Below are 14363 nucleotides of genomic sequence, written 5' to 3'. Positions count from 1 at the left end.
TTCATTGTATGACTACCCTCCATGCATCTATGTTAATAAAGGAGCTACAAAATTGTTATGAAAATTGTATTTATTGGAGATATTGTTGGATCCGTTGGACGCAAAGCACTAAAAAATATTATGCCTCGTTTAAAGCAAGCGCACCCTCACGCCGTGTTCATCGCTAACGGAGAGAACGCTGCAGCGGGGAAAGGGATTACTTCAGCCATCGCGAAAGAAATCTATGAGATGGGCATTCAGGCGCTTACAATGGGCAATCATACATGGGATCAAAAAGAAATTTTCGACTTTATCGATCGGGATGAGAAAATGGTTCGTCCAGCCAACTTTCCGCCGGGTACGCCGGGTAGGGGACATACTGTCATTAAAGTGAAAGATCAGGAGCTGCTGATCATCAATTTACAAGGGCGCACATTCTTGCCGCCAATTGATTGTCCATTCCGGAAAGTGGATGAGATCCTTGAAGCAGATAAGAAAAAACACAAATTTATATTTGTTGATTTCCATGCTGAAGCGACATCTGAGAAAATTGCGATGGGTTGGCATTTGGACGGGAGAGTATCGGCAGTTGTCGGCACGCATACTCATGTGCAAACAAATGATAACCGCGTATTGCCGCAGGGCACAGCTTATGTGACAGATGTGGGAATGGTTGGTCCTCGTGATGGCATTCTTGGTGTGGAGCGAAATGCTGTGCTTCAGAAATTCAAAACACAATTGCCTGTGAGATTCGTAACAGATGAAGGAAAATGGCACTTCCACGCTGTCGTTATCGAGTTGAATGATCAAACAGGTCAAGCGAAAGCCATACAGCTAATTCGCTACGATGAAGACCAAGTTTTCATGGATTAATGGTTATTTCAGAAAATTTAGAGAATTAGAAAGAAATAGAAAGTCATGTTTGTGCGGCCTCGGGAATATGATGATTAATGGAACTATCCATCATTCCCGAGGAGGTACTATTCATGGATGTATTAAAAGTTTCAGCAAAATCCAATCCAAACTCCGTTGCAGGTGCGTTGGCAGGTGTGTTGCGTGAGCGCGGGGCAGCTGAGCTCCAAGCGATCGGTGCAGGCGCCTTGAACCAAGCCATCAAAGCAGTAGCGATCGCAAGAGGATTTGTGGCGCCTAGCGGAGTTGACTTAATTTGTGTACCAGCCTTCACAGATATCGTGATTGACGGGGAAGATCGGACGGCCATTAAATTAATTGTTGAGCCGAGGTAATGAACGTCACCATACATAGGAATACTTGTAGCCTGTTTACCATGTAGACAGGTTTTTTATTCTACGCCAAAACCTCTGTTAAGGGGTTTTTGTCTTGTTTAGCGATAAATAAGGAGGCTGGATGGATGAAGATCATGGATGGCCATTGCGATGCGTTAACGAAGTTGTATGTGAACCCAAAGCTCGATTTTGGGAAGGAAGATCAGGAACTGGATGTCAGTTATCCGAGACTAAAGCATGCGGGCGTTAAGGTGCAGTGTTTTGCCATTTATTTATCCGACTCTATCCAACAGCCGACATTTGAGCATATTTTGCAGATGGTTGATATTTTTCATCGGAAAATTGTGAGTCATTCGGGTATGAAAGTCATTCATAATGTGCAGGATTGGCACGAAGTAGAAGCAGGAGATCAAATTGGCGCAATTCTGACACTTGAAGGTGTGGATGCTTTAGCAGGCAATTTAACCCACCTAAGGATCCTGTACCACCTCGGTGTACGAAGCATAGGACTCACTTGGAACTACGCGAATTGGGCCGCAGACGGCGTAATGGAGCCTAGAAAAGGCGGTTTCACAAGAAAAGGCAAACTCATGTTAAGAGAATTAGAAACTATGGGTATAATAGCAGATGTGTCACACTTATCGACTGCGGCATTTTGGGAAATGGTCGAAGGTTATAACAACCCTTTTATTGCTTCCCACTCCAATGCTCAGAAAATATGTCCCCATCCAAGAAATTTATCAGACGATCAAATCAAAGCTATCATTCAATGTCAGGGACAAATTGGCCTTACGTTTGTTCCCTACTTCGTTGATAGCGTGAATCTGGCTGTTCCAATTGCAGGTTTACTTAAACACATTGATCACGTTTGCTCGCTGGGGGGAGAGAAGCAGATTGGGTTTGGATCGGATTTTGACGGCATTGAACAATGGATCAAAGGATTAAGACATGTTGGCCAATACGAAAATTTAATAGAGGCTCTTTGTAAAAACTATAAGGCAACACAAGTAGAGGCATTTTTGTTTGGAAATTGGCGGAATTTCATGTTGACGAATCTTCCGAAATGAAAATTGAAAACCGATCTAAAATTGATATGGATTCGATCTAAAAACTCTATCTTTTAGAATCGTTGGTACCCCTTGCATTTTGCTTCATAAAGGCATAGAATTTGGTTGACAGTGAAAGGTTTTTTTTATTGCATTATCTTATCTTACTAAACAATTGAGCTTTTAATGTCTTCGAGCAGCTACAATCAAAAGGAGTGGACGTACGGTGATTAGTCAGTTATCTTGGAAAATCGGAGGTCAACAGGGTGAAGGGGTCGAAAGTACAGACCGTATCTTCTCTACTGCATTGAACCGTCTCGGTTACTATTTGTATGGGTACCGTCATTTCTCTTCACGGATTAAGGGGGGACATACAAATAACAAGATTCGCATCAGCACCAAGCCGATTCGCGCAATTTCAGATGATTTGGACATTCTGGTTGCATTTGACCAGGAAAGTATCGATTTCAACGCTCACGAGCTTCGTGACAATGGGGTCATCGTTGCAGATGCCAAATTTAACCCTGTTTTACCTGAAGGAATTAAAGCACGTTTGTTTCCAGTTCCGATTACTGCAATTGCAGAAGAACTAGGAACATCTCTATTTAAGAACATGGCCGCATCGGGAGCTTCTTGGGCATTGCTCGGTTTGCCGCTTGATGTGTTTAATAAAGCTGTTGAAGAAGAGTTCGGTCGTAAAGGCGCAGCTGTCGTTGAGAAAAACGTTGAAGCAGTTCGCAAAGGTGCTGAATCCGTGCTTGAATTGGCAGGCGGCCCAATCGCTGACTTCCAATTAGAGCCGGCTGACGGCAAGCAAAAATTGTTCATGATCGGTAACGATGCGATCGCTCTGGGAGCTGTAGCTGCTGGCTGCCGTTTCATGCCTGCATATCCGATTACGCCTGCTTCCGAGGTTATGGAATACTTGATTAAAGCTCTTCCTAAATTCGGCGGTACTGTTATCCAAACCGAAGATGAGATCGCAGCTTGCACAATGGCAATCGGCGCTAACTACGCGGGTGCACGTGCACTGACAGCTTCCGCTGGTCCTGGTCTTTCCTTGATGATGGAAGCTATTGGCCTCGCTGGTATGACGGAAACGCCAGTTGTTATCGTTGATACACAACGCGGCGGTCCAAGTACAGGTCTTCCAACGAAACAAGAGCAATCTGACTTGAACGCTATGGTCTACGGAACACACGGTGAAATCCCGAAAATCGTTCTGTCCCCAAGTACAATTGAAGAGTGCTTCTATGATACAATCGAAGCTTTCAACTTGGCTGAGAAATACCAATGCCCAGTCATTCTGATGACAGATCTTCAGCTTTCCTTGGGTAAACAATCCGCTGAAATGCTGGACTACAACCGTATCGTCATCGATCGCGGTGCTCTGGTAACAGAAGCTCCTGAGCTAGAAGCAAATCAATTGTTCAAACGTTATGAGTTCACAGAAAATGGCGTTTCTCCACGCGTCATTCCAGGCGTTAAACATGGTCTTCACCATGTAACTGGGGTAGAGCATGACCAAACAGGTCGTCCTTCCGAGAGCACAGAGAATCGTCAAAAAATGATGGATAAACGTCTTGAGAAATTGAAACACATTCAAGTAACAGATGCGATCAAAGCAGATGCTCCTCATGAGAACCCAGATCTTTTGATCATCGGTATGGGATCCACTGGTGGAACAATTGATGAAGCTAGACGCCGCGTTGAACAAGAAGGCATCAAAACGAACCACGCGACTGTACGCTTGATTCATCCGTTCCCAGCTGAACAGCTGAGACCGCTTGTTGAGAAAGCAAAAACAGTTATCGTTGTTGAGAACAACGCGACTGGTCAATTGGCTGATCAAATTAAACTGCATGTTGGTCATGCAGATAAAATTAAAAACGTTCTGAAGTACAACGGTAATCCGTTCCTTCCTGCAGAAATCGAACAAAAATGTAAGGAGTTGACTTTAGCATGGCAACATTAAAAGACTTTCGTAACAATGTAAAGCCAAACTGGTGTCCAGGATGCGGAGACTTCTCCGTACAAGCAGCCATTCAACGTGCAGCGGCTAATGTTGGTTTGGAGCCTGAAGGTTTAGCAATCGTATCCGGTATCGGCTGTTCCGGACGTATCTCCGGTTACATCAATGCTTATGGTTTCCACGGTATTCATGGTAGATCTTTGCCAATCGCACAAGGTGTGAAAATGGCTAACCGCGACCTCACAGTTATCGCTTCCGGCGGTGACGGAGACGGCTTCGCAATCGGTATGGGTCACACGGTTCACGCGATTCGTCGTAACATCGACGTTACTTATATCGTTATGGATAACCAAATCTACGGTTTGACAAAAGGTCAAGCATCTCCACGAAGTGCGGAAGGCTTCAAAACGAAAAGTACACCACTAGGTACAATCGAGTCTGCTATTTCTCCGTTAGAAGTAGCGATGGCTGCTGGTGCAACATTCGTAGCACAATCTTTCTCCAGCAACTTGAAACAGTTAACAGCTGTTATCGAAGCTGGTTTGAATCACAAAGGGTTCTCCTTGATCAACGTATTCAGCCCATGCGTAACTTTCAACAAAGTAAACACGTATGATTGGTTCAAAGAAAACATTGTTGATCTGGATGAAATTCCGGATTACGATTACACAAACCGCGTAATGGCAATGACCAAAATCATGGAAACTAACTCCATGTTGACGGGTATCATTTACCAAAACAAAGACAAAAAGAGCTATGAAGATTCCATCCCTAGCTTTGCAAAAGAAGGACTTTCGAAACAAGATCTTCAAATTTCAGAAGCAGACTTCAACAAAATGCTCACTGAATTCAAATAATGGCTTGACCTTGAGGGCATATGGAGATAATCCGTATGCCCTTTTTGCTGAGCGGCAATACTGACAACTATACCTAAATTAAAGGATGATACCCTAATGAAAACAGTTCCCGTTGGCGTTTCGGCTAGACATATTCACTTATCAGAGGCGCATATTGCCATATTATTTGGAGAAGGGTATGAGCTCAAAGTATTTAAAGATCTTTCACAGCCTGGACAATTTGCAGCTCAAGAAACAGTGACCATCGTCGGACCGAAATCCAGGATGGATAAAGTGAGAATCCTGGGTCCAGCACGCCCATTTACGCAAATCGAAATTTCGCGCACGGATGCATTTTCTCTGGGAGTTAACCCGCCAGTACGCGAGTCAGGCCATATCGATCAAACACCAGGTTTGAAGGTGATAGGTCCGGCAGGCGAAGTAGAGCTTGATCAAGGTGTGATTGTAGCAGCCAGACATATTCATTTTCACACGTCAGACGCAGATCAATGGGGAATTCAGGATAAACAATTGCTCCGTGTCAAAGTAAATGGTGAAAGACCGTTGATTTTTGAAAATGTCATTGCACGAGTATCCGATCAATTTGCTTTGGACATGCATATTGACACCGATGAGGGGAACGCGGCTGGGGTTAAAACAGGGGATATCGCCGAGATTCTTGACTAGCTCAAAAAGAGCAATTTTCACCGTTATACCAATTTCTTTTTGTACTAAATAGGCATGTGATGTTATAATAAAAGTTGCGTAATTATTTGTGAATTACGTAAGTTTTACCAACGTAAACACGTAGGAGGAACGAAAGTGGCTAACCAAGTGAAATCCGATAAGGATTATTCTCAATATTTTCAGCCTCCTTCACTGTCAGATGCTAAGAAGCGCGGAAAAGAAGAAATCGCCGTTCACTATGATTTCCATATCCCTGAGGACATGCAGGGGTTCGGCAAAGATAAATATTATTTGATTCGCACTTACGGATGTCAGATGAATGAGCATGATACAGAAGTAATGAGGGGCTTGCTTGAACAAATGGGTTATCAGTCGACGGAAGACAAGTACCAAGCAGATGTCATTTTGTTGAATACTTGTGCAATCCGTGAAAATGCGGAGGATAAAGTGTTCGGTGAGCTTGGACACCTGAAGGCGCTTAAAGCACAGAAGCCAGGACTTGTTCTTGGGGTTTGTGGCTGTATGTCACAGGAAGAAGCTGTCGTCAATCGGATTATGCAAAAGCATGCTTTTGTTGATTTGATTTTTGGAACACACAACATTCATCGTTTGCCTGGTTTGTTGAAGGATGCTTTTTATAACAAAGAAATGGTTGTTGAAGTATGGTCCAAAGAAGGCGACATTGTTGAGAATTTACCGAAGAAGCGGGAAGGGATCCGCGCTTGGGTGAACATCATGTTCGGATGCGATAAATTCTGTACATACTGCATCGTTCCGTATACACGCGGCAAAGAGAGAAGCCGCAGACCGCAGGATGTGCTTGCTGAAGTAAGAGACCTGGCACGACAAGGGTTTCAAGAAATTACGCTGCTTGGACAAAACGTCAATGCTTACGGCAAAGACTTTGAAGATATTACTTATTCCTTCGCTAATTTGATGGATGATATCCGTAAAATTGACGTTCCGAGGATTCGTTTCACAACCTCGCATCCACGGGATTTTGATGACGACTTGATTGAAGTTTTAGGCAAACGCGGTAATTTGGTTGAGCATATTCATCTGCCCGTACAAGCGGGGAATACCGAAGTGCTGAAACGGATGAGCAGGAAATATTCCAGAGAGCATTATTTGGAACTTGCCCGCAAAATTAAAGCTACCATGCCGGATGTTGTGCTAACGACGGATATTATCGTTGGTTTCCCAGGTGAGACAGACGAGCAATTCGATGAAACGATGTCTTTATATGAGGAAGTAGGATTCGATTTCGCGTTTACATTCATTTATTCACCGCGCGAAGGTACACCTGCTGCTGGAATGGAAGACAATGTTCCGAAGGAAGTGAAGAAACAGCGCTTGTATCGCTTGAATGAGCTTGTGAATGCTCACAGTAAAGCGAGTAATGAGAAATTGCTGGGCCAAACGGTCGAAGTACTCGTTGAAGGCGAAAGTAAAAATAACGCCGATGTACTTGCCGGGCGCACACGAACGAATAAGCTGATCCATTTTACCGGCTCCAAAGAGCTAATCGGTCAAATGATCGACGTCAAAGTGACGCATGCGCAAACATGGATTTTGAAGGGCGAAATTGTTCAAAAACCTTTGAAAGTATCCATTTAATCCGCTTGTTATTATAGATAGGAGTGTGAATGAAAGTGTCCCAATGTGATCACCAACATGATAACCAGCCTCACGCTTTTAAAGTGGAGGAATTTACGAATACGGAAATGATCGTTCGCGAAGATATTTTAGACAAAGCCAAAGAACTGGCGAATTTGCTGACGACTTCGAATGAAGTGCAATTTTATCAAAAAGCAGAGAAGCAAATTGCTACAAACCCGGATATTCAAGTTTTAATTAACTCCATTAAAAAGAAGCAAAAAGAAATTGTTGCGTTCCAGACATTTAAGAACGAGAAAATGGTTCAAAAGATCGAAAATGAAATCGAAGTTCTGCAAGATGAACTAGACGGAATTCCCATTGTGAGTGAGTTTAAACAAACACAAGACGATATCAACTATTTGCTACAACTGGTGATGTCGGTCATTCGCGATACGATTTCCGATAAAATCAATGTAGAAGCAGGAACTTCAGAAGCACCGACATCTTGTGACTAAGATGAAAGATGACTTCCCGTGGGTTAGCGAGAATCGCCCTCTATTCAGGCCATAGCTTGATGTGAGTGGCGATTTTTTCCAAAGGGACCAATAGGAAACATGAAGGAGAGATTGTCATGCTTACCGTACGTAATCTAAGTAAAGTATATCCGCCAGACAATCAAGTGCTTTCTCAAGTTAGCTTTCAAGTGGATCAAGGCGAATTTATCGCCGTGATAGGGAGTAGCGGGAGTGGGAAAACAACATTACTGCGCTGCATTAGCCATCAAGAAAAGTGGACAAGCGGCCAGCTAATTTATAACTCCAATGATATTTCTCAGCCGGGACCTTGGGAACGCTTTAAATTAGGCAAGGATTTCGCTTACTTAGAAGAGAAACCTGCGCTGAATCGAAATAAAAGCGCTGTCAAGAATGTCATGATGGGCAGAGTGTTTCAAGCGCCAATACGAGTCCTTACAGGCATGACGTCCAGGGATGAGCATGTAGATAGCATGGATTATTTGGAAAAGGTAGGCCTGCTGGATAAAGGGGACAAGAAAGTTGGCCAGCTTAGTGGCGGTGAGCAGCAGCGTGTAGCCATTGCAAAGGCTCTAATACTTGGACCTAAAGTGCTCGTTGCGGATGAGCCTGTTTCTGGTTTAGATCCGAAATCCACGGAGTATATTCTTCAGGATTTGAAGTCATTATGCAAAGATAGGAATATGAGTGTAATCGCTACGTTGCATAAGGTGGAATTAGCAGAGCGATTCGCAACACGTATTTGGGGTCTTTCAGAGGGCAGAATCGTGCTCGACATCCCCGCTAGACAATTAACGATGCGTGAGAAAAAGCTTGTATTTGGTGAAGTATGATCCAGGTCTTATTCGTTTGTTTAGGTAATATTTGTCGCTCTCCCATGGCAGAGGCTGTTTTCCGTCATCAGGTCAAACAAGCCGGTCTTGATCATGTCATTGCCATTGATTCCGCAGGCACAGGTGATTGGCATATCGGTCATCCGCCGCACCAAGGAACACGGGACATTTTAGATAAAAATCAGATTGATTACAAAGGCATGCTAGCTAGACAGGTAACCTCCGATGATTTCGTGCAATTTACCTATATCATCGCGATGGATGAGAGTAATGTAAAGAATCTAGCTGGGTTTGCTCCTGAACCGGCAGATGGTGAGAATCGCGCATCCATTCATAAATTGTTGGATTTTGCCCCCGGGCGCAAGGATAAAAATGTGCCGGATCCGTATTATACGGGGAATTTCCAAGAAGTTTACGAGATGGTTGAAGAGAGCTGCGCAAGATTATTGACGTATATCAGGGATAAGGAACAACTTATATAAAACGTTATTAGAAAACGGAGCTCGCAAACCCGCGAGGCTCCGTTTTTGTCGTTGATATGCCTTATTGTGTACGCATTTGTACGAATAAATTGTAAAAATAAACAAAAAGACGGGAAAACGCAAATACAATTCCGCTTTTTTGCTACATAATGTATCTTGTACTTGAAGAAATATATGTAGTGACTGGAGGAAGAAACTTGAAGAAAAGGTTAAATTGCATATCCAACAAGATTCAAACGATCGTATCTTCTGCCTTGATTGCCAGCATGGTTTTAACATTCACAGCAACCGCGCAGGATGGCGGAGCTACGGCATCTGAGGATGTGACGGTTCAAGAGTCCACTTCTTTTAAAAATCCGATCGTTCCTGTTTCCAACAGCAGCGGCGGTTCAGCAGATCCGAGCATCGTATTTAGAGATGGCTACTACTACTATGTAAAATCCAACAGAGATGCATCTATCTCAATTTCGAAGGCGAAAAGATTGCAGGATATCGGCTCAGTCCCCAGAGTGACTGTTTATTCGCCGCCAAGCGGCCAAGCCTATTCCAAGGAACTGTGGGCGCCTGAGCTTCAATACTTGGATGGCAAGTGGTACATCTACTTCGCTGCTGATGACGGGGCGAATGAAAATCACAGGATGTATGTACTGGAAGGGGACTCGCAGGATCCGCAAGGATCATATACGTTGAAAGGGAAAATTTCGGACAGTACCAACAAATGGGCAATTGACGGAACCGTTCTGGTTAAAGATGACAACTCCAAATATTTCGTATGGTCGGGTTGGGAAGGCGATGTCAATGTGAAGCAAAGCATTTATATCGCTCCAATGAGCAATCCTTGGACGATCAGTGGTCCGAGAGTTCAAATCTCTACGCCGGACCAAGATTGGGAGCGTAAAGGTACGCCTTATATCAACGAAGGACCGGAGATTTTGAAGAAAAACGGTAAAATATTTGTGGTTTATTCGGCTAGCGGCAGTTGGACGGACGATTATACGCTTGGGATGTTAAGCAACACGGATGGCAATGTATTGAATCCTGCTTCCTGGAGCAAATCCGGCCCTGTTTTCAGTAAAGTTCCTACCGCTTACGGTCCAGGCCATAATACGTTTACCACTTCTCCAGACGGAAAAGAGGACTGGATCGTGTATCACGCCGATCAATTCTCAGGCGGAAGCTGGGGAAATCGCAGTATCCGGGCGCAAAAATTCACGTGGAATGAAGATGGTACCCCGAATTTCGGAACACCTGCCGCTTACGGCGCTTCTTTGGAGGAGCCCTCAGGTACTCCAAGTGTAACAAGATACAAATATGAAGCTGAAAGCGCTTTTATTAGCGGCACAGCGGCCATCACTTCATCCGATAATGCATCGGGAGATAAAGTAGTCGGTCATTTGGATCAGCCTGGAAAAGATTATGTAGAGTTCACAGTTGACGTTAAGGAAGCGGGCGAGTACTCACTCCTTGCCATGGCTGACAACGGAACTGCCGGAGGCGCCTCTGCGCAGCAAGAAGTTTCCGTAAATGGCGGTCCAGGCCAGTCGATCACTTATAAAAACTTTGGCTGGAAAGGATTTAACCCCGTATCGATGGATGTTAGCCTGAATGCCGGGATCAACAAGATCCGTTTTACCAGCAAACTGAATTTCGCGCAACTGGATTACATCGTTCTTGAACCACTAGAGAAGAGTAACGTTTTAACGCCGGTTGATAGTATTGCATTGGATAATCAAACTATGTCATTGGCGGCTGGGGAATCCGCATCCTTAATTGCCTCTGTGAAACCGCTGGTCGGAACAAACAAGAACGTCGTCGTGACTTCATCGGCGCCTGAAGTGGCGACGGTGACCCAAGATAGCAAGGATACAGCTACAGGAAGCACGATGCTGACGGTAAAGGGACTGAAAGCGGGCAGCGCAACAATTCGAGTTGCAAGTGCCGATAATGGCGCAGTCATTAGTGAATGCAACGTCACCGTCCGTCAAACGCCTGGAGAACCAGACTTATCGAAGTTCACCGTTGATTCCTTTGATAGCGAGGTGCTCGCCCCGGCATGGTCCATTTTCCAGGAAAGCAAAGGCAATTGGACTTTGACTCAAACGCCGGGTTCAATGACGATTCACACGACGCCCACGGATGTTTATCAGGATAACAATAGCCAAAACAATGTGTTTTTGAGAAATGTGCCCGCCAACGGCGATTTTGAAATTGTCACGAAAGTTACGGCACCTGTTACGTTAAATCACCAGCAAGGCGGTCTGTTCGTCTGGCAGGATGCGGATAATTTCGTGAAACTCGGGCATGTATATGCGAACGGAAAAATTATCGAAACCGCTTATGAACTTGGCGGCAGTTATAAAAAACCAGGCAATGAGGTGGCTCATCCCGGAGGTGATACACTGACACTCAAAATCAAGAAGATGGGGAATGTCTATACAACCTATTATTGGGATGGATATGCGTGGATACAGGCGTCTAACCCCGTCACTGCAAATTTGAAAAATATCAAAGTCGGTTTCTACGCTAACAATATCGTTGCTACAAACAATCGGATTGATGCCCGATTCGATTATTTCGCTGTCAGATCCATTCAAGGCGGTGTTGATCTTGATCAGAAGAAGCTGACACTTGAAGCAGGGAAGACAGCTCAGCTTCACAACGTGGGAGCAAGCGGAGATGAAGTGACTTGGGTTTCCAGCAATCCAGAAATCGCTACGGTCAGCAGCAGCGGATTAGTCACGGCATTAGCGCCAGGCAGAGCGGTCATTGAAGCGGTATCTACGAGCGGTGATTTCCGTTCGCAAGCAACAATCACCGTTCCGAATTCCGCCCCTGTGCCGGAGATCTTGTACACGAACGACTTTAGCGGCACATCAGCGGAAGGATGGTCTACATACGAAGGAAATTGGACCGTGTCGAACGGGCAATATGCGGTTAACAGCGGTCCCGGCTATAAAGCGGTGCTTAACAGCAAAAGCTTCACAGACTTCGTGCTTGAGGGCGATGTGCAAATAACGAGCGGGAACGAAGCTGGATTTATTTTCAGGGCATCGAATGTTGCGAGTGGCGCCGATAATTTAAACGGATATTACGTAGGCATTAACGCTTCGGCACAATCGGCCGTTCTCGGCCATATGTCGAAAGGCCAGTGGCAAGAGCTTGCTTCCAAAAAGCTGCCGATTCTGGTAAATGAGCGATACCATATTAAGGTCGTTGCGAACGAAGATCACATTCAGGTTTACGTGAACGATAATCCGTTAAATGTCAACGGATATCCGAAATTCGACTTGTTGGATGCATCGCATATGGCGACCGGAGCAATCGGATTGCGAACATGGAATGCCGATGCCAAATTCGACAACATCAAAGTATCTTCGTACCATGATCCGATAACGGGGCCAACGTATACCAATTCGGTGCTGCCAAACATTGCGGATCCATTCGTACTGCAGCATGACGGCAAATATTATCTGTACGGGACGAATACGGATCCCAATAAAACGCAATTGGGATTCAAGGTATACACTTCAACGGATTTGGTGACTTGGTCGGAACAAAATGAACTAGCGTTAAAGCAGTCCGACTCTTGGGGGACTAGCGGTTTTTGGGCACCGGAGGTCGTGGAAAAGGACGGAACCTTCTACATGTACTATGTAGTTAACGAGCGGCTTGCGGTTGCAACAAGCAGTTCTCCATTAGGGCCGTTCGTTCAAGACGTCAAGCAACCGATGCATCTGAATACGCCGGAAATCGATGCGCATATTTTTAAAGACGATAACGGCAAAAGGTACATTTACTTCGTCAGATTCAATCAAGGCAATGAACTTTGGATGGCCGAGTTAAATGATGACATGAAGACCATGAAGGAAGATACGGTGCAATTCGTGTTCCGGGCCACCCAAGAATGGGAACGCAGTCAAAAGCAGCCGGTTGCAAGTATTAACGAGGGGCCGTTTATGATCAAGCATAAGGGTACCTACTACTTAACCTATTCCGGCAACCACTTCGAAAGCCCGGATTATGGCGTGGGTTATGCCACGGCTCCGACGCCAATGGGGCCTTGGACGAAATACACGTATAATCCGATTATGAAATCCAACACGATTGTGCCCGGAGCGGGACATCATTCCTTAATCTACTCGCCGGACGGTACAGAATTGTTCATGGTGTACCATACTCATTACAAGGCAGGTACAACAGAACCGCGTAAGCTTGCGATTGATCGTGTTCATTTTGTGCCGCAAGCCAGCGGTATCGATGCAATGGAAGTGTGGGGCCCGACGATCACTCCTCAGCTTAAGCCTTCGGCTGAGCAGTCGACAGAACCGACGGCTACATTAAATGGAGCGAGCAGCGTGCAAGCCGGACAGTCCTTCGAGCTTTTGTACGGCCTCAACCATCTTAGTGTTACACAAAGTATATATGCACAAGACATTACGGTCACGTTCGATCCAGCACAAATAGAGTTTGTTAATGCAGAGCCTATTCAGAAGGGACTAACCATCGCCGGTAAAAACGTAATGGCCGGGCGCGTGCGCATCCTGCTGGCAAGTATAGGAGCCGACAATGCCGTTCATACTAACGGCGATCAGCTGACGCTTCATTTTAAAGCGAAATCTTCCTCACAACCGGCCGTAATCGGGCTAGCTAATGTGGTGATTTCCAATGGGCTAGGAGAAGAAACCGCACTTGGCAATGTGTCCAAGAGCGTAGAAATCCAAACAGGTGATCGAGCTAATCTTAGCGCCGCTATAACATCAGCCCAAGCGAAGTATGATAGCGCAGTGGAAGGAACGGAAGTGAATCAATATCCGTTGGGATCCAAGGCCGTCTTGCTGTTAGCGATCGAGAAAGCAAAATCGGTGCTGAACGACCTGAATGCTTCGGGGCAACAGATCGATCAAGCAGCAATAGAGCTTAACCAGGCGCTTCAAGCGTTCATCGATTCGGTCAACACAGCGCATTCCACGGATGTCAACAGCGATGGACACGTTACAGTCGGTGATCTAGCTATCGTGGCTGCTGCTTATGGAAAAACCTTCAATGATCCAAATTGGAGCGAATACAAAAAGGCAGATATGAATGGTGACGGGACAGTTGATATTAAAGACTTGGCAGCGGTAGCTCGGATGATCTTGAATTAAAGTAA

Annotated in this window: 11 protein-coding genes; all 11 read left to right on the top strand. The window is 45.1% G+C overall.

Going from position 1 to position 14363, the window contains the following annotated elements; all coding sequences use genetic code 11:
- The first annotated feature begins 57 nt into the window (after positions 1 to 57).
- The 11 genes from PCH02S_RS05795 (at position 58) to PCH02S_RS05745 (ending at position 14358) form a co-directional block, all read left to right on the top strand.
- A complete protein-coding gene (locus PCH02S_RS05795; protein ID WP_127450942.1) occupies positions 58 to 852 on the top strand; it encodes a TIGR00282 family metallophosphoesterase in 795 nt (264 codons plus the stop codon).
- A gap of 113 nt (positions 853 to 965) precedes the next feature.
- A complete protein-coding gene (locus PCH02S_RS05790; protein WP_028558349.1) occupies positions 966 to 1226 on the top strand; it encodes a stage V sporulation protein S in 261 nt (86 codons plus the stop codon).
- A 125-nt stretch (positions 1227 to 1351) separates the two neighbouring features.
- Positions 1352 to 2293 (top strand): dipeptidase, encoded by a 942-nt coding sequence (locus PCH02S_RS05785; protein ID WP_127450940.1) that lies wholly within the window; start codon positions 1352 to 1354, stop codon positions 2291 to 2293.
- A 205-nt stretch (positions 2294 to 2498) separates the two neighbouring features.
- Entirely contained in the window at positions 2499 to 4247 is a 1749-nt protein-coding gene (locus PCH02S_RS05780; RefSeq protein ID WP_127450938.1) for a 2-oxoacid:acceptor oxidoreductase subunit alpha, read from the top strand.
- Complete coding sequence (locus PCH02S_RS05775; protein ID WP_127450936.1) at positions 4235 to 5101, top strand: 2-oxoacid:ferredoxin oxidoreductase subunit beta; 867 nt, start codon at positions 4235 to 4237, stop codon at positions 5099 to 5101. Before PCH02S_RS05780 ends, PCH02S_RS05775 begins: the two co-directional genes overlap by 13 nt.
- 96 nt (positions 5102 to 5197) lie before the next feature.
- The gene (pduL, locus tag PCH02S_RS05770; protein ID WP_127450934.1) at positions 5198 to 5767 is read left to right on the top strand and encodes a phosphate propanoyltransferase; all 570 of its coding nucleotides are present in this window, start codon (positions 5198 to 5200) and stop codon (positions 5765 to 5767) included.
- 147 nt (positions 5768 to 5914) lie between these two features.
- The gene (miaB, locus tag PCH02S_RS05765; RefSeq protein WP_407670032.1) at positions 5915 to 7384 is read left to right on the top strand and encodes a tRNA (N6-isopentenyl adenosine(37)-C2)-methylthiotransferase MiaB; all 1470 of its coding nucleotides are present in this window, start codon (positions 5915 to 5917) and stop codon (positions 7382 to 7384) included.
- A gap of 29 nt (positions 7385 to 7413) precedes the next feature.
- Positions 7414 to 7881, top strand: a complete 468-nt coding sequence (locus PCH02S_RS05760; protein ID WP_127450930.1) for a RicAFT regulatory complex protein RicA family protein — start codon at positions 7414 to 7416, stop codon at positions 7879 to 7881.
- 116 nt (positions 7882 to 7997) lie between these two features.
- A complete protein-coding gene (locus tag PCH02S_RS05755) occupies positions 7998 to 8732 on the top strand; it encodes a phosphonate ABC transporter ATP-binding protein (protein ID WP_127450928.1) in 735 nt (244 codons plus the stop codon).
- A complete protein-coding gene (locus PCH02S_RS05750) occupies positions 8729 to 9214 on the top strand; it encodes a low molecular weight protein-tyrosine-phosphatase (RefSeq protein ID WP_127450926.1) in 486 nt (161 codons plus the stop codon). The genes PCH02S_RS05755 and PCH02S_RS05750 overlap by 4 nt, the downstream gene beginning before the upstream one ends.
- Positions 9215 to 9411: 197 nt before the next feature.
- Positions 9412 to 14358: a family 43 glycosylhydrolase gene (locus PCH02S_RS05745; RefSeq protein ID WP_127450918.1), complete on the top strand. Its 4947-nt coding sequence runs from the start codon at positions 9412 to 9414 to the stop codon at positions 14356 to 14358.
- Positions 14359 to 14363 lie beyond the last annotated feature (5 nt).

It is taken from the genome of Paenibacillus chondroitinus NBRC 15376, from assembly GCF_004000765.1.
GTDB lineage: Bacteria > Bacillota > Bacilli > Paenibacillales > NBRC-103111 > Paenibacillus_E > Paenibacillus_E chondroitinus.
Note: the sequence above shows the minus strand (reverse complement) of the source record. Positions and strands in the feature narration are given on the sequence as shown.